Source organism: Petrotoga sibirica DSM 13575 (genome assembly GCF_002924625.1).
Classification (GTDB): domain Bacteria; phylum Thermotogota; class Thermotogae; order Petrotogales; family Petrotogaceae; genus Petrotoga; species Petrotoga sibirica.
This window is the reverse complement of sequence record NZ_JAHC01000016.1, coordinates 1-19,717: the sequence shown is the minus strand read 5'-3', so window position 1 is coordinate 19,717 and position 19,717 is coordinate 1. Positions and strand designations below refer to the sequence as shown.

At 34.1% G+C, this 19,717-nt stretch carries 20 protein-coding genes, 1 tRNA gene and 1 pseudogene; 9 read left to right on the top strand and 13 right to left on the bottom strand.

Annotated features, from left to right (window positions below):
- The first annotated feature begins 89 nt into the window (after positions 1 to 89).
- The 4 genes from AA80_RS03700 to AA80_RS10470 are packed head-to-tail and all read left to right on the top strand — an operon-like array spanning position 90 to position 2,421.
- Positions 90 to 1,253, top strand: a complete 1,164-nt coding sequence (locus AA80_RS03700; protein ID WP_103876473.1) for a glycerol-3-phosphate acyltransferase — start codon at positions 90 to 92, stop codon at positions 1,251 to 1,253.
- 28 nt (positions 1,254 to 1,281) lie between these two features.
- A complete protein-coding gene (locus AA80_RS03695; RefSeq protein WP_233186818.1) occupies positions 1,282 to 1,533 on the top strand; it encodes a response regulator transcription factor in 252 nt (83 codons plus the stop codon).
- Between the two features lie 22 nt (positions 1,534 to 1,555).
- A complete protein-coding gene (locus tag AA80_RS03690) occupies positions 1,556 to 2,206 on the top strand; it encodes a sensor histidine kinase (protein ID WP_103876472.1) in 651 nt (216 codons plus the stop codon).
- Positions 2,197 to 2,421 carry a sensor histidine kinase gene (locus tag AA80_RS10470; protein WP_103876663.1) on the top strand — a complete coding sequence of 75 codons (225 nt, stop codon included), beginning with the start codon at positions 2,197 to 2,199 and terminating at the stop codon, positions 2,419 to 2,421. The genes AA80_RS03690 and AA80_RS10470 overlap by 10 nt, the downstream gene beginning before the upstream one ends.
- Positions 2,422 to 2,438: 17 nt before the next feature.
- Here AA80_RS10470 and AA80_RS03680 read toward each other — a convergent pair whose 3' ends face one another.
- From AA80_RS03680 to AA80_RS03640, 9 genes are all read right to left on the bottom strand, one after another.
- Positions 2,439 to 4,148, bottom strand: a complete 1,710-nt coding sequence (locus tag AA80_RS03680; protein WP_103876471.1) for an NADH-dependent [FeFe] hydrogenase, group A6 — start codon at positions 4,146 to 4,148, stop codon at positions 2,439 to 2,441.
- Positions 4,145 to 5,359, bottom strand: coding sequence for a complex I 51 kDa subunit family protein (locus AA80_RS03675; RefSeq protein WP_103876470.1), 1,215 nt, complete (start codon positions 5,357 to 5,359; stop codon positions 4,145 to 4,147). Before AA80_RS03675 ends, AA80_RS03680 begins: the two co-directional genes overlap by 4 nt.
- 11 nt (positions 5,360 to 5,370) lie before the next feature.
- Positions 5,371 to 5,790: an NADH-quinone oxidoreductase subunit NuoE family protein gene (locus tag AA80_RS03670; protein WP_103876469.1), complete on the bottom strand. Its 420-nt coding sequence runs from the start codon at positions 5,788 to 5,790 to the stop codon at positions 5,371 to 5,373.
- 269 nt (positions 5,791 to 6,059) lie between these two features.
- Positions 6,060 to 6,500 carry a PspC domain-containing protein gene (locus AA80_RS03665; protein WP_103876468.1) on the bottom strand — a complete coding sequence of 147 codons (441 nt, stop codon included), beginning with the start codon at positions 6,498 to 6,500 and terminating at the stop codon, positions 6,060 to 6,062.
- Between the two features lie 25 nt (positions 6,501 to 6,525).
- Positions 6,526 to 6,999: a DUF402 domain-containing protein gene (locus tag AA80_RS03660; RefSeq protein ID WP_103927396.1), complete on the bottom strand. Its 474-nt coding sequence runs from the start codon at positions 6,997 to 6,999 to the stop codon at positions 6,526 to 6,528.
- Between the two features lie 94 nt (positions 7,000 to 7,093).
- A complete protein-coding gene (locus AA80_RS03655; RefSeq protein ID WP_103876466.1) occupies positions 7,094 to 8,326 on the bottom strand; it encodes a DUF1015 domain-containing protein in 1,233 nt (410 codons plus the stop codon).
- Positions 8,327 to 8,328: 2 nt separating this feature from the next.
- Positions 8,329 to 8,766, bottom strand: coding sequence for an rRNA maturation RNase YbeY (gene ybeY, locus AA80_RS03650; protein ID WP_233186816.1), 438 nt, complete (start codon positions 8,764 to 8,766; stop codon positions 8,329 to 8,331).
- Between the two features lie 7 nt (positions 8,767 to 8,773).
- On the bottom strand, positions 8,774 to 10,189 hold the full coding sequence (locus tag AA80_RS03645) for an HDIG domain-containing metalloprotein (RefSeq protein WP_103876464.1): 1,416 nt from the start codon (positions 10,187 to 10,189) through the stop codon (positions 8,774 to 8,776).
- A gap of 22 nt (positions 10,190 to 10,211) precedes the next feature.
- On the bottom strand, positions 10,212 to 11,093 hold the full coding sequence (locus AA80_RS03640; protein WP_103876463.1) for a PhoH family protein: 882 nt from the start codon (positions 11,091 to 11,093) through the stop codon (positions 10,212 to 10,214).
- A gap of 214 nt (positions 11,094 to 11,307) precedes the next feature.
- Between AA80_RS03640 and ylqF the strand changes: the two genes are divergently transcribed.
- Positions 11,308 to 12,123, top strand: a complete 816-nt coding sequence (gene ylqF, locus AA80_RS03635) for a ribosome biogenesis GTPase YlqF (protein WP_103876462.1) — start codon at positions 11,308 to 11,310, stop codon at positions 12,121 to 12,123.
- A gap of 24 nt (positions 12,124 to 12,147) precedes the next feature.
- Here the strand turns inward: ylqF and pduL are convergent, their stop codons facing one another.
- From pduL to AA80_RS03620, 3 genes are all read right to left on the bottom strand, one after another.
- On the bottom strand, positions 12,148 to 12,738 hold the full coding sequence (gene pduL, locus AA80_RS03630; protein ID WP_103876461.1) for a phosphate propanoyltransferase: 591 nt from the start codon (positions 12,736 to 12,738) through the stop codon (positions 12,148 to 12,150).
- A gap of 113 nt (positions 12,739 to 12,851) precedes the next feature.
- A complete protein-coding gene (yqeH, locus tag AA80_RS03625) occupies positions 12,852 to 13,949 on the bottom strand; it encodes a ribosome biogenesis GTPase YqeH (protein WP_103876460.1) in 1,098 nt (365 codons plus the stop codon).
- Between the two features lie 150 nt (positions 13,950 to 14,099).
- A complete protein-coding gene (locus tag AA80_RS03620) occupies positions 14,100 to 15,371 on the bottom strand; it encodes an MFS transporter (RefSeq protein ID WP_103876459.1) in 1,272 nt (423 codons plus the stop codon).
- Between the two features lie 140 nt (positions 15,372 to 15,511).
- Here AA80_RS03620 and AA80_RS03615 point away from each other — a divergent pair.
- From AA80_RS03615 to lpdA, 3 genes are all read left to right on the top strand, one after another.
- Positions 15,512 to 15,585: transfer RNA gene (locus tag AA80_RS03615), tRNA-Gln, on the top strand.
- A gap of 86 nt (positions 15,586 to 15,671) precedes the next feature.
- Complete coding sequence (locus AA80_RS03610) at positions 15,672 to 16,004, top strand: carboxymuconolactone decarboxylase family protein (protein ID WP_103876662.1); 333 nt, start codon at positions 15,672 to 15,674, stop codon at positions 16,002 to 16,004.
- A 237-nt stretch (positions 16,005 to 16,241) separates the two neighbouring features.
- Positions 16,242 to 17,597: a dihydrolipoyl dehydrogenase gene (lpdA, locus tag AA80_RS03605; RefSeq protein WP_103876458.1), complete on the top strand. Its 1,356-nt coding sequence runs from the start codon at positions 16,242 to 16,244 to the stop codon at positions 17,595 to 17,597.
- Between the two features lie 192 nt (positions 17,598 to 17,789).
- Here the strand turns inward: lpdA and AA80_RS03600 are convergent, their stop codons facing one another.
- A complete protein-coding gene (locus tag AA80_RS03600; RefSeq protein ID WP_103876457.1) occupies positions 17,790 to 18,758 on the bottom strand; it encodes a potassium channel beta subunit family protein in 969 nt (322 codons plus the stop codon).
- Between the two features lie 192 nt (positions 18,759 to 18,950).
- On the opposite strand from AA80_RS03600, the pseudogene AA80_RS03595 reads away from it, so the two are divergent.
- Positions 18,951 to 19,717: pseudogene (locus tag AA80_RS03595) on the top strand (methyl-accepting chemotaxis protein); the annotation flags it as partial.

Here is a 19,717-nt window from a genome sequence, read left to right as displayed (position 1 = left end):
ATGCAAATATTTTTGATTAGATTAATTTTTCTCATTTTTTCTAAGGATTTGAAAAACTAGAGTATAATTAAAAATAAGAGGTGAGTGGTATGAAATTGTTAATCTCTTTGGTTACAAGTTATCTTATTGGTTCGATACCATGGAGTTATATTTTTGCAAAAATTTTTTCAGGAAAGGATATTAGAAAAGAAGGAACTAAAAATGTTGGCACAACTAACGCTTGGAAAATAGCCGGACCTGTAGCAGGTGTATTGTCTTTCACAGGAGATTCTACCAAAGGGGTTTTGGCTATTTTAATTGGTTTTACGCTTGGTATAGGTAAGAGTTGGTGGCCATTACTTGCTTTAGTTGCAATAATAGGTCATTCTTGGTCTATTTGGCTGAAGGGTAAAGGTGGTGTTGGGGTAGCAGCCTCTGTGGGATCTTTTGTTATTTTGTTTCCATTAGAGTCTGCAGCTTTTGGTATATTAGCTGGAACATTATGGCTTACTTTTGGTAAGGGGATAATGTTTGTTTTGTCATTTTTATGGCCTTTTGTTATTTTGATAGGATATCTGAGAGGTACTATGGATTTATTGGGTATTATTTTGACTATTATTTTGGTGGCTTGTCTTTTTATTAAAGGTTGGGAGAATTTGAAAAATGCTTTCCAAGAGGTAAAAGAGCCTTTAAAAGAGAATTTTGTTAGAAGAAAGCTCTGGCGTTATATGGGCTTTTTGTTTCCAGCACTTGCTTACCCTCTCTGGGGTCCTGTAGTTTTTAGTTATATTGTTGTAATTGCTGGTTTAATAGCACTTTCTCTTGAATTAATAAGAAAATATTCAAAGAGTATAAATGAATTTTTGAAGAAAATTTTTAAACCCGTTGGAAAAAGTGAAGAAGCTCATAAGATTTCGGGAACAAGTTATTTTCTTATGGGTTCAGCTATTGCGGGATTGTTCCCTGTTCCATATTCTTTGATCTCTATTGTGATGTTAGTACTGGGAGACTCTTGGGCTGTGTTGGTAGGAAAAAAGAGGGGTAAACATCAATGGTTGAAAGGGAAGTCCGTGGAAGGGAGTTTAGCATGTTTTTTCATTTCTTTTGTATCAGGAGTTGTTTACATGAATTTGCTCGATTTACCAATTAGTTATATGAGCTTGGTTGCGGGTGCACTTTCGGCAACTGTTGTGGAGGGGTTTGGTGATTGGTTAAACGATAATTTGACTATGGCTCCAATAGCAGCTTTTTTCATGTGGCTGGTTAATATATAAAAAGTCGTTTCTTTCATAAAAGTTTAATTTGAAAGTCAGAAAATTAGTTTTTGATTTCGATGAATTATTTGCAAGGGTTAGGTCTTTGCTAAGAAGAGAAAGTTTTACTCGCAACCCAATTCTTAAAGTAGGAGATTTAACTTTAAACACCTTAACAAGGGAGGTTTGGATGGGAGAGAAAAAATTAAAATTAACCCCAAAGGAATACAATATCTTGGAGTATTTTATGAGAAACCCAAAAATAGTAGTTACCAGAACTATTCTTGAGGAAAAAATGTAGGATATCGACTGGTGTTTTGGTAATGATTCTTGCAGGGATCGGAGGATTTTTTTACGCTGATAGTTCTCTTAAACCTGTTGAAAAAATTATAAATACTGCAAAGAATATCGAAGAAAATAATTTGAATGAAAGAATAAAAGTAAAGTCACAAGATGAGTTAGGAAGGCTAGCCTCCACATTGAATCAAATGATTTCTAGACTTGAAAAAGCCTTTGAACAACAGAAGCAATTCACCGCAGATGTTTCTCATGATTTGAGAACGCCATTTTCTGTAATTCAAGCTGAAAGTAGTTTGTCATTGAAAAAAGACAGATCCATAGAAGAGTATAAAAAATCTTTAGAGTCGATCTTAGAAGAAACTTCTTATATGTCAGAAATTATCGATAAATTGCTTTTTTTAGCTAGGAGTGATAACAAAACTCAATTTTACAATTTTACGAAAACTAATTTGAGATCTTTGTTGGAGGAAGTCATAAAAAAAGTTAGTCCTTTATACCACAACAAGGGGTTAACTTTGCAAGTTGAAAAATTGGAAAAGTTAAATATCTTGGCAGATAAAGATAAATTAAAAGAAGCTATTATAAATATTTTAGATAATTCTTTAAAGTACACGGATAAAGGAAAAGTTACTATTTCTTCTGTTAAAATTAGTAATTTTGCTAAATATCCATAGAAGACACCGGTAGAGGTATTCCCCAAGAAGATTCACATAGAATATTCGATCGTTTCTATAGAGGAGATAAAGCAAGGACAAGCAGTGAAAAAAGTACTGGCTTAGGGCTGGCAATTGTCAAAGAGATCGTTAATGCTCATAATGGAAGAATAGAAGTGGAAAGCGAAGTCGGAAAAGGAACTGTGTTTTCTTTATTTTTGCCTATTGAAAAATAAGGGCCAAAAGGCCCTTATTAACTCCTTGCAACATAAGTTGTGTGCAACAATTCATGAGATTTCTCGCTTAATGGTTCTTCTAGAAATTCTTCGTATAAAGTTTTAATAGCAGGGTTTTCATGAGATTTTCTTATTGGTAAGGATCTGTCAATTTCGTATATCGCTTGCATCCTTTTTAGAATTATTTCCTTGTTTGTTGGGATAGGTTGACCACCTCCACCAATACATCCACCTGGACATGCCATGAATTCCACAAATTGATACTCTTTTTCACCACTTTTGATCATTTCTAAAACCTTTCTGGCGTTACCTAAACCATTCACGATAGCTACTTTTAAATTTATTCCATCAATTTCCACGGTAGCTTCCTTTATTCCTTTAATGCCTCTAACGGCTTCAAAGTCCAATTTTTCTAATTCTTCACCAGTTATTACCTCGTAAGCAGTTCTAAGAGCAGCTTCCATGACACCACCTGTTGCTCCAAAAATAGCGCCGGCACCAGAAGAGATACCTAAAGGTTCATCGTATTCTTCCGGTGGAACGTTCAGCAAATCTATACCAGCTAGTTTAAACATTTTTGCCAATTCGCGGGTGGTTAATACATAATCGACATCGCCCTTCATTTCTGGTCTAACCCGTTCAAATTTCTTGGCGGTACATGGCATGACAGAAACGACAACCATATCTTCTTTTGAGATTCCTAATTTGTTTGCATAATATGTTTTGGCAATAGCTCCAAACATCTGTTGAGGAGATTTACACGATGAAAGGTTATCAATAAATTCGGGATAATTATGTTCTAAGAATTTAACCCATCCTGGACTACAAGAGGTGAATAAAGGAAGCTTCCCATTGTTTTTAAATCTTTCAAGGAATTCATTAGCTTCTTCCATTATCGTTAAGTCAGCAGCAAAGTTAGTATCGAAGACTTTATCAAATCCTAACAATCTTAACCCTGCCACCATTTGTTTTGTTGCGATTTTTCCTGGTTCGGCATCGAATTCTTCAGATATTGCAACTCTAACGGCAGGAGCCGTTTGAACGATTACAAATTTACTTTCGTCAGAGAGAGCAGCCCATACTTGGTCCATTTGATAAACCTCATGTAATGCTCCTGTGGGGCATTCTAAGATACATTGTCCACAATTTGTACAATCTACGTTCCCCATACCTTTGTCCATGAAAGTTGTAACGTATGTATCTGGCCCTCTGTTTGCAATTGTTAATATGTTAACCGACTGGACTTCTGAGCATTTTCTGACGCATCGGTTACAAACGATACATTTTTGAGGTTCTCTGACAATTGAATAACTGCTTTGGTCTTCTGATAAACCATTAGATATCGGGGGGACCCTTATTTCAGTTACACCTATTTCTTCAGCAACCTCTTTTATCTCACAACTGCCGGATTTTGAGCATGTAAGGCAATTTAAGTTGCAGCTTATTCCATGAGAAGCTATTATCAATTCCATGATAGTTTTTCTTGTTTTTCTTACTCTTTGAGAATGAGTAAAGATTTCCATACCATCGGTTATTTTTGTTACACAAGCTGGTTTTAAGGTTCTTTCACCCTTTATTTCAACAGAGCAAAGTCTACAACTTCCAAAAGGTTCAAGCTTTTCAGAATAACAAAGTGTTGGTATTTTTATGTGAGCGTTCTTTGTGGCATCTAAAATACTAATTTCATGGTCAAATTCATATTCTCTGTTGTTTATCTTTACTTTCATACTTCCACCTTCTTTGTGTAAAATTTCTCAAACAGGGAGAGAATGAGGTTCAACGAAGATTCTCCAAATCCACAGCGTGCTGCAGAACTTACCGCGTACTGTATATCAGAGATTATTTCTATATCTTTTGAAGTTGGATATCCTCTTTTATATATATCCGAAACGATTTTGCTTATATTCTTGTTTCCTTCTCTACATGGGAAACACGTTCCACATGTTTCGTCTCGGAAAAAGTCGGAGACATTTTTAACGATTTCTAAATAATTTCTTTGTGAAGAAACTACTATCATTCCGCCAGATCCGATGTTACTCCCCATTTTTTGAAGATTTTCATAGGTGTAAGGTACATCTAATTCCTCTTCAGTTAATATTTCGGTGGAAATTCCACCTGGTATAACAAAACCGATTTTTTCTCCTTTAACCCCTCCTGCCAATTCTTGTACGATATCTCTAACTGTTAACTTTCCAAATTCTACTTCGTAAACGCCTGGTTTGTTAACGTCACCACTGATAGAGACTAATTTTGTTCCTCTACTTTTTTCAGTTCCCATTTCTGAATAAGGGTTGTTATCATAGTTCATTATTTCTGCTGCTGCAGCTAATGTTTCAACGTTATTGACAACTGTCGGTTTACCATACAATCCCTCAAAAACTGGTAAGGGAGGCTTTATACGGGATTTTCCTCTGTCTCCTTCAATGGAATTAATTAAAGATGTTTCGTCTCCACATACGTAGGCGCCTGCACCTCTCACTAACTTCAAATCAAACGAGAAATCTGAGTTTAGAATATTTTCTCCCAATATATTTTTTTCATAAAGTTTTTCGATAGCTTTCTTAACGATTTTTATTGCTTCTACGTATTCACCTCTAATGTAGATGTAACCATATTTTGATCCAGTGGCATAACCACTGATTATTATGCCTTCCAAAACTTTAAAGGGTAGATTTTCCAACAAAAATCTGTCTTTGAAAGTTCCTGGTTCTCCTTCATCCGCATTACATATGATAAACTTGGTGTCATCTTCAATTGAAAGCACCGTTTCCCATTTTATACCTGTAGGAAAACCGGCTCCCCCTCTTCCTCTTAAACCACTTTCTTTTATTTTGCTGATAACTTGTTGGGGCTGCATCTTAAAAACATTTTTCAAGCCTGGAAAGTCGTATTCTTCCAAACTTTTACCCAAGTCCTTTTTTAGAAAGATTCTTTCCATGTATTCCCCTCCTATTCCAGTGAATCGAGTATTTGAATAGCCTTTGTAACCGTCAGATTGGTGTAATAAGTATCGTTAACCATCATTACAGGTCCTTCATCGCAATGTCCTAAACATTCAACTACCTCTAATGTGAATTTTTTGTCTTTTGTGGTTTCATTTTCTCCAACTTTGAGATAATCTTTTAGGGCTTTAACTAGTGCTGCTGACTCGTTTAATCTACATGAGACACTGTCACAAACACGTACGATGTATTTCCCAGTTGGTTCAAGATGGAACATAGAATAAAAACTGATCACTCCGTACAACTGAGCTTTGGGGATGTCTCTTTTTTGTGAGATTCTCAAGATATCCTCTTCAGAGATGAACCCGTATGTTTCTTGAATATCGTGAAGTTCTTCCAAAAGTTCTTTTTCATAATACTTTTCCATTCCTTCGCCTCCTTTTATTTTTGAGATGCAAAAATTTTAATGGTATTTATTAATAGAATCTAAATTGTTAATATTTTCATTAAATTTGAGCAATTTTTAACATATTTATGTGAAAAAAAGCACTAAAATAATACTATATACACTCTTAAAAAGCTTTCTTTAGAGCCCCTTCGCCCTGCAGCCCGCCCTTATTAAGGAAGGGACCTGCGGTCCCTTAGACCCCGCAGCCCACCCCTAAGGATAAAAGAGTCTTTGCCTTTCGTCCGAAATTATTTTTTGGTTCTTGATTTGGAAATTAAATATGCCCCAATTCCAATCAGTAATATACTTATCACGATTTTGATAAAATTTCTAAAGAAGAATGTAGAAGGAGTTATCATACTTACTAAAATAATTAGCCCAATTACGATAAATAGTAAAGCAAATAAACCTATGACGACTTTTCTGTCTTCGTCTTCTATATTATGTGAAATATGACTATGCCCGTTTTCGGGTGTTTCTTCAAATTGTTCAGAATAATTATTTCCTTGAGGTTGAGGGGGAATTATAAAAATTGCGATTATGTACAAAATAACTCCGAATCCCCAAACTAAACTTAATACAATCCACAACAATCTTATGATGACTGGATCTATTTGGAAATATTCACCTAAGCCTCCACAAACGCCAGCTAAAATCTTGTTTTCTCTGGAACGATAAAGTTTTCTCAATATTTTCCCCTCCAGTTATGAGTTATTATACTATACTAGTTTTGTTTTTCAAAAGCCAATTAATAGCGTTTGTGCCAAATCTGAGTTGAAGAGCGCCGATTATACCCAAATAATTAAAATTATTAATAAACTGCTCAAGAGTTATTAAAATCTTTTGTATATCAGAAAAAGTGATTTTTTTGCAATCAAAAGCATTTAATAATTCGTCCATATCGAGTATTTTGTATTTTAAGTTGTTATAAACTAGAAGATCCAATTCTTGATCTTGAAATTCAATATTGTCGGTGTTGACATTGTATTTACCAAAATCTATATAAATGAGATATTTAGACATTTCGCCTTTCTCATCATGATAATAGGTTAGCATAACGTCGTCACTGGGGCATAATATGCGTTTTATGAAATCAACTGAGTTATGCGAAGATAAAATCTTCCATTTTCTTTTAATTCCGTACAGATTATTTTCAAATATCTTTATCTCATCTACTTGAATTTTCATGTCAACGGCATGAGTTTTTATTTCTTCGATTTTGTTTTTTAAATCAAAATTATAGTATTTTATCTATACCACCTCTAACGCGTGAGAAAAAGTGTTAGCTTATTTCGTGAATTAATAAGCCACTCCTCAATTTTGGTTCAAACCAAGTGGATTTAGGCGGCATTATCTTGTTCATGTCAGCAACTTTTAGGAGTTGGTCTATTTGAGTAGGATACATAGAAAATCCAACTTTCCAATCTTTTGTATCTACCCACTTTTCGATTTCTTTTACGCCTCTAATACCACCAAGGAAATATATTCTTGGATCGCTTCTGGGATCTTTTATGGAAAGTACGGGATCCAATAGATATTTTTGTAATATTTGTACATCTAGGTTTTCAACAGGATCTTCACTTTCTTCACCTTTAAATGTGAGTTTGTACCATTTTTTTTGAAGATACATTCCAAAAGAGTGTGAGGAATCAGGAGAATAGGGAGAAAAGGGAGCTTCTTCTACTTCAAAATAGGAACCGATCTTTTTCAAAAATTCTTCTTCTTTTAAACCGTTTAGATCTTTAACTATTCTATTGTATGGGAGTACCCTGAGTTCATTGTGTGGGAAAATGACCGCCATAAAATAATTGTATGGTTTATTCAAAGAGTAATTCGTGTCTTTTTCTTTCATTATTTTTTGAGCTCTGGAAGCTGCAGCAGCTCTATGGTGTCCATCTACAATGTAAAGATAATCGATGCTGTTAAAAGTTTTTTCGATTTGTTCCTTTTCGTCTTCTTCTTGGATTTTAATAAGTTCATGTTTAACATTGTTTTCATCGCAAAAAGAATAAAGAAATTCTTTGTTTTTTATGATCTTGTCAATGATTGTTTTTAAATCCTCTTGGGCTTTGTAGGTTAAGAAAACAGGTCCAGTTTGTGCATTTAAATTTAATATGTGATTTGTCCTATCGTCTTCTTTGTCCCTTCTGGTTAATTCATGCTTTTTTATAATTCCTTTATCGTACTCATCTACACTCACAACAGCAAAAAAGCCTGTTTGAGAAACCCCTTTCCAGGTTTCTCGATAAATATAAAAAGATGGCTCGGAATCTTTGATTAATACTCCATTTTTGATAAAGGATTCAAGATTTTCGTTGGCTTTTTTGTAAATAGCCTCTTTAGAATCTTCTTCAGCCTCTACTTCGGACCTTGTTACTCTCAAAAAAGAATTGGGATTTCTAGAGATTATTTCCTTAACTTCATCCTCTTCAAGTACATCGTAGGGTGGGCAAGAAAAACACTGTTCTATCCCTTTATATGGTCTTAAAGCTTTAAAAGGTTTTACTGTAGCCAACACTATCTCCTCCCGCTTTTAATTAATTGATGAAAATATTGTTCTTGAACTTCGAACATCTTTTTTGCATCTTCTTCAGAGTTTTCATGATCGTAGCCAACGATGTGTAGTAAGCCATGAATAAGTATATAATAGAATTCTTCTTCAAAGGAATTGCCAAAATCAGGGGCCTGTTTTTCTATACTTTCAACAGAGATAACAATATCTCCAAGGACAGGTTCATTTAAACCATATGAAAAGGATAAAACATCTGTCGGTATACTTTTGCCTCTATAGTTATTGTATTCGCTTATACTCTTATCGTTGGTAATTAGTATGTTTAATTCAAAATTTCCTTCGCCAACCTCATTTAAAAGAACTTTTTTGGCGATATCTTTGATTTTTTTAGTGTCTATCGTTCTTAAATCTTGTTGGTTTATAACGTTTATTTTCAAAGGCATCCTCCCTCTACTCTCTAAGTTCTTTTGCTTCAACTTTGGGGTAGGCTATCCTTTTATGGTTCATTTCCATTATTGTTCTAACAATACGACCTTTCATCTTTTTGATTTCTTTAAGTGTTAATCCACAATCATCTAACTGTCCTTCAAAAAAAAGAGAATTTATCAAATTATCAAGCTTTTCATTAAGGCCCACAGCGTTTAAGTCTTGCATACTTCTTACCATAGCTTCGGTTACATCACATATCATTAGTATGGCAGCTTCCTTAAATTTAGGAATGGGTCCAGGGTATCTGAACATGTTGGTATCTTTTATCCCTGTTTGATTATAATATTCTCTGTAAAAGAATTGCTTAACCCTTGTACCATGATGCTGTGCTATCATATCCTCTATTAGTATGGGTAAACGGTGTTTTTTTGCCAATTCGATACCATAGGTAACATGGTTGTTTAATATCAAAGAGCTTAATTTAGCACTTATATCGGTATGAGGGTTTTTATTCTTTTGGTTTTCTGTGAAAAACTGAGGTCTCCACACCTTCCCTATATCGTGGAAATAAGAGCCTACCCTAGCTAACACCGTATTTCCATTGATAATTTCAGAAGAACTTTCCGCTAAGTTAGATATGATCATGCTGTGATAGTATGTTCCTGGTGCTTTCAATGAAAGATTTTTTAGCAAGGGATTGCTTAAATTACCCAGTTCCAATAAACCGATCTCTGAATAAACTCTGGTTAAGTATTCAAAGAAGGGTAAAATACCCATGGTTACAAACATGCTTAAAAAATTACTTTCGATTATTATTAGATAGTTTAAAGGAGTATAGTATAAGTTAATTACATAAGCAACGATAATTTGTGTTAAACTAGCCCAAAAAAATGGAAGTATTATCTCTATTCTTCTTTTGATCTTTCTGGATGATAGTGCGACAACCGCTGCAGGTAAAAATAAGAAAATTGTGAATTTTAAATCAAATCCGAATAAAATACCGAAGTAAGCAGAAAATATGAGACCCGAAATTAAGCCACTAGAGTAATCTATTAGTAAAGTTATTATCAAAGTACTCAATATTATCGATATTGCAAATATATTCACATATTTATAAACAAAAAGGTTCAGTAAGATATTGAAAAAGAGCGGCGTTAAAAAAGCCGCCCAGTAATTTTTAGGATGAAGTTTAAACATCTTATTCTTTGGTAAGAAAAATTCTCCGATAAATATCCAAAATACAAGAAATACTAAATTAAAACTCAACTGAAAATTCAACGATATTCTGTTAAAAATGAGCCATTCTGTGAATAAAGCTAAAAATATAAAAAGAAAAATCCTAATTATAAAACCCTTATTTTTAGAGAAAAATAAATTAACTTTTTGAAAAAGATTTTTATCAGTCCGCTTAGTATTTTCAGTACTTTTGTTCTTCATATAATGAAAAACACTTCCTTATTTATACAGAGTTTTCATAATCTTCATAGGCTTTTATAATTTCTTTTACTAAAGGATTCCTTACCACATCGTTATTTGAAAGCTCAATGAATTTTATTCCTGAAATGTTACCATTCAAAACCTTTCTAACAGATAGTAACCCCGAATCTTTCTTTTTTTCTAAGTCTATTTGAGTGACATCTCCAGTGATGACTGCCTTAGTGTTGAAACCTATCCTTGTTAAAAACATCTTCATTTGCTGATAAGTTGTATTCTGAGCTTCGTCTAAAATAATATAAGAATTGTTTAACGTTCTACCTCTCATGTAAGCTAATGGAAGTATTTCTATAATACCTTTTTCTCTGTATGAAATCAGTTTGTCAGTATCCATAAAATCAAGTAAAGCATCGTACAAGGGCCTTAAATACGGGTCAACCTTTTCATAAAAGTTACCAGGTAAAAAACCTAATTTTTCTCCTGCTTCAACAGCGGGTCTTGTTAATATTATCCTTTGAACTTTACCTGATCTTAAATAATCCACCGCCATAGCAACTGCGAGATATGTTTTGCCTGTTCCGGCTGGTCCTATACTAAAAACTATGTCATTATTTTTTAAGTAGTCGATGTAATTCGCTTGGCCCTCAGTTTTTGCGAATATTTGAGTACCCACAATGCGGGTATTGATCACATCTTTCATCGATTTTTTCTTTTCTTCAGTCTTCGAACCATTCCCTTTGGTTTTATACCTAGAAACCACGTATTGAAATTCATCCCAATCAAGTAAATGACCTTCGTCTAAAATTTCTAAAAGTTCTGTGAATATCTTTGATGTCTTATTGACCGAGTCGTCGTCCTTCCCTTCGATGAAAATTTTTCTGTTTTTATAGTGTATATCTACGTTCATCTCTTTTTTAATGTACTTTGTTCGGCTATCATAAGCCCCAAAAATTTCAATCGGTTCAATATTTTCAGGTATAGAGATAGAATATCTCAGAATAGATTATCCCTCCTCTTTGATCTTTTTACAAAATAAGGTATACTTTTATTACTATTATTATACCACAATTTAAGAAAAATAAAAATAATCGTGAAAATAACTGTTTAAAGGGGTTAAGAGCATGTGGTATCCAGGGCACATAGAAAAAACAAAATCTTTGATAAAAAAGCATTTAAAACTTGTCAATGCCATAGTAGAGATCCTTGATGCAAGGGCTCCATACGCGAGCAGAGCATACGAAGAAGAACAACTTTTTAGGAACAAAAAAAGAATAATTGTTCTCAATAAAAAAGACCTTTGCGACATGAAAAAAACCAAGTTATGGGAAAAGTATTATAAAGAGAAAAGTGAGGATGTTTTTTCACTTAGTCTCAATGAATTCAATGTGAAAGACTTTTTTTTAAATCACATTTATCCCATCGTCCCTCAAAAGTTCAATGAAAAAACTCTTATGATAGTTGGTATACCAAATGTTGGTAAGTCTACCTTTATAAACCGTTTAAAAGGTAAAAAATCTGCAGCAGTCGGCAATAAACCTGGGATGACAAGAGGGTTACAATGGATAACCGTATCGAAGGACTTAAAAATTCTTGATACACCGGGTGTGTTGTATCCAAAACTTTTTAACAAAGATCTTGTGAACAAATTAATTCTAATTGGTTCTCTAAAAGCAGAAGATTCGGAAATGGACGAAGCACTCTTCTATCTTTTTGACTTTTTGAAACGAGAGTATACTACTATTTTGGATTCAGTTTTAGAAGAATGGGACAACTGTGAAAATGCAATTGAATTCATTGAAAAATTTTGTATGAAGAGAAATTTTCTAAAAAAAGGCGGGGTTCCAGATTACGAAAGGGGAAGAAATATCTTTCTGAAAGAAATATCCGAAGGAAAATATGGGGGTATAACCTATGAAATACCTTCTGATATTGATTGAAAAAACCGGTGAATACACCGGTTTTTAGAATTTTTCTATAATTTTGATATAATCTCCGTTGTTGAGTAAAGCTGCATTAGCTTCGTCGATATCAACATGAAACTCTAATGCAAATTTTTCACTAACTCTAATCAAAACATCTTGAAAAACAAGTCTTCTTCCTTCTTTGTCACAATATACTGAAACTAAGTCTTTATCCTTAACGCCATAATGTTCGGCGTTCTCTGGGTGCATATGTATGTGCCTTTTGGCAATGATTACACCCTTGTTTAACTGTATTTCACCAACAGGTCCTTTTATTGTAATCCCTGGTGTTCCCTCTATATCTCCTGAGTCTCTAACAGGAGGGTTTACTCCCAATTTAAAAGAGTCGGTTCTAGAAATTTCGACTTGTGACTCTTTTCTCACAGGGCCTAATATTCTCACTTTTTGCAAAGATCCCTTTGGCCCTATCAAATCTACACATTCTTCAGATGCGTATTGCCCCGGCTGTCCCAACTGTCTCAAAGGAGTTAATTCATAACCTTCACCAAACAACTTTTCCAAATCCTCTTGTGATAAGTGTACGTGTCTATTGGATACCCCAACAACGATTCCTGGTTCTTTCAATTGCAAGTTTTAACACCTCCATAAATGATGAAATCCTACTCTCTTTGAAGCTCGAAAACTCTATAGGCAGCGCCCCTTCACCCCGCAGCCCACCCGCAATTGGTTCTTATGAAATTTTCCTATTTCATCGATTTTCTTACCAGATACCTGAACTCTTTAGGTTTTGAGATCTCGGCTATTAAAGGGCCTCTTTTTACGGAAAGCCATCCCACCCCGGGAAGGGCTATATCATTTCCCTTATCAATCTTTACAATTTCTTTTTCAAACTCTATTTGGTTAAAATCAAAATTTTTATCATAAGGCGGAAATAAAACCTCTCTATTGTGAAGTAAGTCATTAATTCTTTCTTCTTTTGCCCTATGAGCCGATATCTCTTCTGGAAGAAATACCGTGATTATGGGGGGTAAATTGTTAACACCATTCTTTAAAACTTTCATCCAGAGCAATCCGCTGATAAAAAGAACATTTTTTTCATTCACTGTGAAAGTTTTAATCTTAATTTTTTTAAAAGGAATCATCTTAACTTGAGTATAAATATCAAAAAAATCACACAATCTGTCTTGAGTGAAAATACCTGGTGTATCGAACAATTGTAAGTTTGTGTTAGGTAATTTTGCTTTTAATACCTTCAAAGTGGTTCCAGAATAAGCACTTACAGTTATTTCTCCCCCCACAAGTCTGTTCAAAAAAGATGATTTACCTACATTGGTTACCCCTACTACTAATGCCTTTTCATTCTCTTTTTGCAAAAGCAGTTTCTTTGTTTTTTCTATTCCCATACCTGTTTTAACACTGACCATTCTCACATGATCATCGGGAATATTTAGACCCATTTCTTTGATTCTCAAAAACAACCAATTTTTTAATTCTGTGTAAGGTGTGCTTTTCGGTAGGAGATCGATTTTATTAACTATTAAAAAAATATTCTTCCCTTTTATTTTTTCAGCAATCTCTTTTCTAAATGTGCCTTCGAAATCTATAACATCTACCACCCACAAAACTGTTTTGAAATCCTTCAAAATCGTGTCAATTTCATGGGAAAAATCGGAATTTATTGTTATAGGCAACAAATAATTATAATGCTTTAATTTAAAGCATCTTTGGCAAACTAAAGATTGGTTGTTTTCCATTTTTTCTTTTAGAACGTTCTCAGGGATATATCCTGGTTTTTTAGGGTCTTCCATTTGTATCTCTATACCGCAGCCTTCACATTTCATAATAATTATTGACTCCATCAGAAAAACTTTTTAAGTGAGATGAAATTCGCAATTATTTTCCCATAAAATAGTTTCTAACATTTGAACCTATGTTAAAAAAACCCCAATACTCACTTATTTTTGAGTATTGGGGCCAAAAGTTTTTGTCCCTCAATCTACCTCTTTTTTCATAGTTTCGGGTAGAAAGATAAAGTTTAATATTCCTGTCAGCATGAAAAGGATTGCAATCCCTATCAATCCTATATTTATGTTGCCTCTTTCAAGAAAATATGAAGTATAAAAAGGTGCGATGAAGCCAGAGAACCTAGTTAAGGCACCTGAAACACCGTTAGCTGTTCCTCTCATAGTTGTTGGATAAAGTTCAGGAGTGTAAGCATATGTCAACCCCCACTCACCCATACAAAAAATGGAAACCACTAGACTAAAAATCAATACTAATAGATTTGAAGAAACACTGGCGAATATAATGAAAGAAATAGCTGTTCCTAAAGCAAATAATAAAACGCTTTTTCTTCTTCCGATCTTCTCAATAAGATACGCTGCTAATAAATAACCTGGTAACTGCGCTAAAAACATGTAAAAAGTGTACCAATCTGTCAAAACGATATTCACACCTTTCTGAGCTAAAATCCCTTTCACCCAAACAAAAATACCGTAATATCCAAAACTCATAGTAAACCATAACAGAAGTATATTGAGACTTCTAACTAAATAACCTTTTTTAAAAAGTGCATTAATGGTTACTTTTTCCTTCTTAGGTAAAGTAATTTTTTCTTGAATGTTGTAATTAAAAAGTTTTTCAAACTTCTCTTTTTTCTCTCTTATTAGCAAGTACTTTGGAGATTCAGGGACGGTAAATAAAAGCAAAAAAGGAATAAACCCAGCCCCTAAAAATATATAATCCAACCTCCAAGTAAAATTTCTTGCAATAAACATATGGATAATAGCGATGAATATGCTTCCAATTGCCCAGCTGCTTTCTAAATAAACTAAGTATTTGCCTCTAATTGAAACATTCAAAAATTCTGTTAAATATGCGTTTAAAACAGGCATCGAACCTCCAAAACCAATACCAGATAAAATCCTAAAAATAATGAAAAGAGTTGGAGAACCTATAAAACCACTAAGAACACTGAAAAAACTTCCGAGAAACAACAAAAACATTGCAGACTTCTTTCTGCCAAAGTAATCTGAGATAATTCCAGCACTCAATGTACCTATAAACATGCCTATAAAAGTTGAACTAGCAATCGTTGAAGCGAAAATATTAGACAAGTTCCATTCTTGTATAAGTAGCGGAAGAGTGAACGAAATTATCATTACATATGCAGCCACCATAGCCCATCCCAAAGAAGTAATAAGTAATAAATAATTTCTTTGAGATTGAGAAACTACTTTTTCTATCAAGGAATCAAAAGTCATAAAAAAGCCTCCTTCTATGTTTTGTGTAGACTACCTTTAGAAATTTCAAAATTCTAATGTATATACAGTATATACTAATTATATCATCCCCAAATTTACTTGTCAACAAAAAAATTTTGTGATATAATAATTTAGCTGATTGGGGGATCGTCTAATGGCAGGACAGCGGACTCTGACTCCGTTAGTGGAGGTTCGAATCCTCCTCCCCCAGCCAATACAATAAAGGATCCTTCAAAGGGGTCCTTTTTTAGATTTGTAAAATATTGAACAAAAATTATAAAAGGGGTGATTACCGTGAGTATGAAAGATAGTTTTCAAAAAGCAATGGGCTGGATGAAGGAGTTTTCTAAGACAAATCCAGAGCAAATGAAGAGTTTCCAAAACATGATGGAGGCAATCGAAAAAGAAGAAGGAGCCGCGCTTGATAAAAAGACTAAAGAGTTAATAGCTGTTGCACTTTCTATAGCCAGAGACTGTGAATGGTGTATCGCGTGTCATGTGAAATTTGCGTTAGAAGCAGGTGCCACAGAAGAGGAAATTCTGGAAGCGGCGTGGGTTGCAGTTTTGATGGGTGGAGGTCCAGCTTTAATGCATGCAGGTTTGGTTTTGGAAGCGTTAAAAGATCTAAAATAATAGTGAATTATGTCAAAGGGGAGGAAAGCTCCCCATTTTTGTTATAATAATATTAGAAAGATTAAATCAAACGGGCTTCTAGGCGAAGGGTAAAAAGACTTTTATTCTTATGAGTGAACTGTCGTGGTGGAGGATAAAACTTCCTTTCCTTTTGGGTTGGGAGCGGGGGAAGGGGCTATATATAATATTTTAGAGATATAAAAAGCAGAACATCAAATTAAATGGGAGGAAATTCTAATGTACGATGTTGTTGTTATCGGCTCAGGTCCAGGCGGTTATGTGGCGGCAATAAGGTTATCTCAATTAGGGAAAAAGGTTGCCGTTGTTGAGAAAGAAAATCTTGGTGGAACTTGTACTAACAAAGGTTGTATCCCCACAAAAGCAATGTTGACCTCTTCACATCTTTACGAAGAGATTTTAAAAAAATCAAACAAATTAGGCATAAAAGTAGGTGAAGTTACTTATGAAATAAACGAAATAATGAAACATATGAAAAAAGTTGTTCTACAATCCAAAAAAGGTATAGAATATCTATTTAAGAAAAATCATATCGATTTAATACAAGGTACCGCTGAAATAATCGATAAAAATCATATAAAAGTTGGCGAAAAAACTGTAGAAACAGAAAACATTATTTTAGCACATGGCTCAGAACCAATAATTTTTCCACCTTTCGATAAAATTGAAGGAATTTGGACAAGTGATGATGTATTTACGATGAAACAGATGCCAGAATCGATTTTGATAGTTGGTGGAGGGGTAATCGGTGTAGAATTTGCTACATTTTTTGCAAGTTTAGGTAAAAAAGTCTTTGTCGTTGAACTGCTTGAACATATTCTTCCCAATGAGGATAAAGATGTTGCAGAAGAAGCAAAAAAATCTTTGGTTAGAAAAGGTGTGGAAGTCTTAGAAAAACATAAGGTTGTAGATATCCAAAAAAATGAAGATTCATACGTATCGAAAATCGATTTCAACGGTGAAACCAGAGAAATAATAAGCTCAAAGATTTTACTTGCTGTGGGAAGAAGACCTGTTATAACGCAAGATATTAAAAATTTAGGTGTAGAGATAGAAAAAGGTGTTAAGACAGATTCCAAAATGAGAACAAACGTAGAAAATGTATATGCAATAGGAGATATTAGAGCCCACATAATGTTAGCTCATGTAGCTATGAATGAAGGGATAGTAGCCGCCCACAATATCGCAGGCGAAGCCAAGGAAATGGATTACAGTGCTGTGCCAAACATTATTTTCTCTAACCCAGAAATAGCAACTGTTGGGCAAAAAGAAAAAGAAATTGATCCTGAAAAAGTTATCATTTCAAAATTCCCTGTATCTGCTAACGGTAGAGCGAGGACTATGGAAGAGAGAGATGGTTTTGCAAAGATAATAGCTGACAAAGAGACTAAAAAAGTATTAGGTGTAACTATTGTATCCCCGAACGCGACAGATATGATTATGGAAGGAGTTTTGGCTGTAAAGTATGGAATGAGTGTAGAGCAACTAACAGATAGTATACATCCTCACCCAACTTTAACGGAAAGTATCCTAGGTGCAGAGGAAAGCGTGGAAGGATTAGCTATACATATTTAAAAAAGGACTTTTTTAGTTTCATTTTTAAAGGAAATAGCAGATAACTATTCACTGAAGAAGCACACAAAAGAGTTGCATTGTCTTAAATATAACTATTTCCAATGTTTGTGGCTTGACATAATCAAAGTCTGAGGTCCTTTAAGCTAAAGAAAGTTAAAAGATCCCACCAATTCGGTGGGATTTTAATCATTTTTATAAGGGTTTGTTGTTTAGAATTTTTTCAATTTCTTCCATTACGCTGTCTGTAAGTTTTTCTTTTATCTGAGAAGCCTTTACATTTTCTTCCACCTGTTCTGGTTTACTTGCACCGGTAATTACGGTGCTAACGTCAGGATTTTTCAATATCCAGGCAATAGCAAGCTGAGCCATTGTTGCGCCTAAATCGTTAGCTATTTTTGTCAATTTTCTGACCTTTTCGATATTTTCTTGAGATAATAGTCCGCCTTTTTCGAACTCTTCTCGTAAGTTTTCAAATTTTGCAAGTCTGCTGTCTTGGGGGATTCCATCGTTGTATTTTCCGGTTAATACCCCACTGGCCAACGGACTCCATGTGGTTAATCCTAATCCATGTTTTTCATAAAGAGGTTTAAATTCTTTTTCAACTTTGGTTCTAACTAACATATTGTATTGAGGTTGTTCCATTGTGGGCGGAATAAGATTCCTTTTATCCGCTACTAGATAAGCTTCTTCCAATTGCTCCGCACTCCATTCAGAAGTTCCCCAATAAAGAGCTAAACCGTTTCTTATTATATAATCCATTGCGAATACCGTTTCTTCAATGGGGGTTGTAGGATCTGGCCTATGGCAAAATATAAGGTCCACATAATCAACTTGTAGCCTTTTTAGAGAGTTCCAAGTTCCTTCTAAAAGATGCTTCCTTGATAGCCCTCTATCGTTTGGGCCTTTTCCAGCCCAAAATATTTTTGTGGAAATTACAAGATCTTCTCTTTTGTACTCTTTGATTGCCATTCCCATTAGAGATTCAGAAAGACCATTAGCGTAGGCTTCTGCGTTGTCAAAAAAGTTAACGCCGTTTTCATAAGCGGTACGCAAACACGATTTAACCCCTTCTGTATCTAGTTGGTTTCCAAAAGTTAGCCAAGATCCGAATGAAATCTCACTTACTTTTATACCCGCCTTACCTAAATTGTTATATTGCATAATCTGCCTCCTCCTCCTTCTTCTTTAATTATACTATATACCATTATACCATATATTATCTTTAATTTTTCATTTCGCATTATATCTATTAAAAATAAAAAAATATTCTTAACAACTTTTTATTTGCTTTTCTTTGCCTTTTTATATTATAATTATACCTAAGATAATTGAAGATAAAGGAGGAAAAATTCTATGTCGTTCAAAAGCGTAAGAGGAAGGATAATTGCAATTATCGTTGTAATTTTTGTCTTATTTGGGGCAGCGATATTTTTCAATATTTTTTCTTTGGCAAGGTCCAACGATGGGTTGGGTAGTTATAGGGATTTATCTGAGGTAACGAATCAAATCTCTGAAATAGAAAATAACTTTTTTGGAGCAGCTTTAGCCTTCAAAGACTATGTAGTTAACTATGATGAACAAACAAAAGAAACTTTTACTCAAAATATCAACACAGTTCAAAGTTTCTTTACAGGTGAAAGTACCGATTCTACAGTTGTGCAAAACGTAATCACAAAGATAGGAGAGTATGAAAGTAATTTTAATCAAATTGTTCAATTGAACGAAGAAAAAAATAGACTCGTAAATCAAGATTTTAAAGATATATCCAATGAATTACGTCAAATTATTACCGAGTTTAAAACCTTAGCCCAAGAAAATAATATTTCAACCCTTGTTTTTTATGCTAATAGTTTACTAAATAAATTGGATAATATAGATAATTTATCTTCCATGTATTTTTCATCCAAATCTCTTGGTGATAAAAACAATATTTTAAACGCTTTTAATGAATTGGATTCTCAACTTTTGGTTATGCAATATGGACTAACCTCAGACGAACCAACTGAAATGTTCAACAAGATGAAAGGCATATTTGAACAATTCAAAAACACATTCAATCAAATAGTCACAGCTATAGAATCCCAGGAGCCCATAATCGAGCAGATGGAGCAAGCAAGGGT

What these genes read in the sequence shown, in the direction of transcription:
- yqeH (WP_103876460.1), bottom strand. Translation starts at nt 13,949, where the DNA reads ATGAAATGTGAAGGCTGCGGTATAGAGATACAAATGGAAGACCCTAAA.
- AA80_RS03620 (WP_103876459.1), bottom strand. Translation starts at nt 15,371, where the DNA reads ATGACTTTTGATTCCTTGATAGAAAAAGTAGTTTCTCAATCTCAAAGA.
- AA80_RS03610 (WP_103876662.1), top strand. Translation starts at nt 15,672, where the DNA reads ATGAAAGATAGTTTTCAAAAAGCAATGGGCTGGATGAAGGAGTTTTCT.
- AA80_RS03675 (WP_103876470.1), bottom strand. Translation starts at nt 5,359, where the DNA reads ATGGAAAGAATCTTTCTAAAAAAGGACTTGGGTAAAAGTTTGGAAGAA.
- AA80_RS03645 (WP_103876464.1), bottom strand. Translation starts at nt 10,189, where the DNA reads ATGAAGAACAAAAGTACTGAAAATACTAAGCGGACTGATAAAAATCTT.
- AA80_RS03680 (WP_103876471.1), bottom strand. Translation starts at nt 4,148, where the DNA reads ATGAAAGTAAAGATAAACAACAGAGAATATGAATTTGACCATGAAATT.
- AA80_RS03670 (WP_103876469.1), bottom strand. Translation starts at nt 5,790, where the DNA reads ATGGAAAAGTATTATGAAAAAGAACTTTTGGAAGAACTTCACGATATT.
- AA80_RS03660 (WP_103927396.1), bottom strand. Translation starts at nt 6,999, where the DNA reads ATGAAAATTCAAGTAGATGAGATAAAGATATTTGAAAATAATCTGTAC.
- ybeY (WP_233186816.1), bottom strand. Translation starts at nt 8,766, where the DNA reads ATGCCTTTGAAAATAAACGTTATAAACCAACAAGATTTAAGAACGATA.
- lpdA (WP_103876458.1), top strand. Translation starts at nt 16,242, where the DNA reads ATGTACGATGTTGTTGTTATCGGCTCAGGTCCAGGCGGTTATGTGGCG.
- AA80_RS03600 (WP_103876457.1), bottom strand. Translation starts at nt 18,758, where the DNA reads ATGCAATATAACAATTTAGGTAAGGCGGGTATAAAAGTAAGTGAGATT.
- AA80_RS03640 (WP_103876463.1), bottom strand. Translation starts at nt 11,093, where the DNA reads ATGAACGTAGATATACACTATAAAAACAGAAAAATTTTCATCGAAGGG.
- AA80_RS03700 (WP_103876473.1), top strand. Translation starts at nt 90, where the DNA reads ATGAAATTGTTAATCTCTTTGGTTACAAGTTATCTTATTGGTTCGATA.
- ylqF (WP_103876462.1), top strand. Translation starts at nt 11,308, where the DNA reads ATGTGGTATCCAGGGCACATAGAAAAAACAAAATCTTTGATAAAAAAG.
- AA80_RS03690 (WP_103876472.1), top strand. Translation starts at nt 1,556, where the DNA reads ATGATTCTTGCAGGGATCGGAGGATTTTTTTACGCTGATAGTTCTCTT.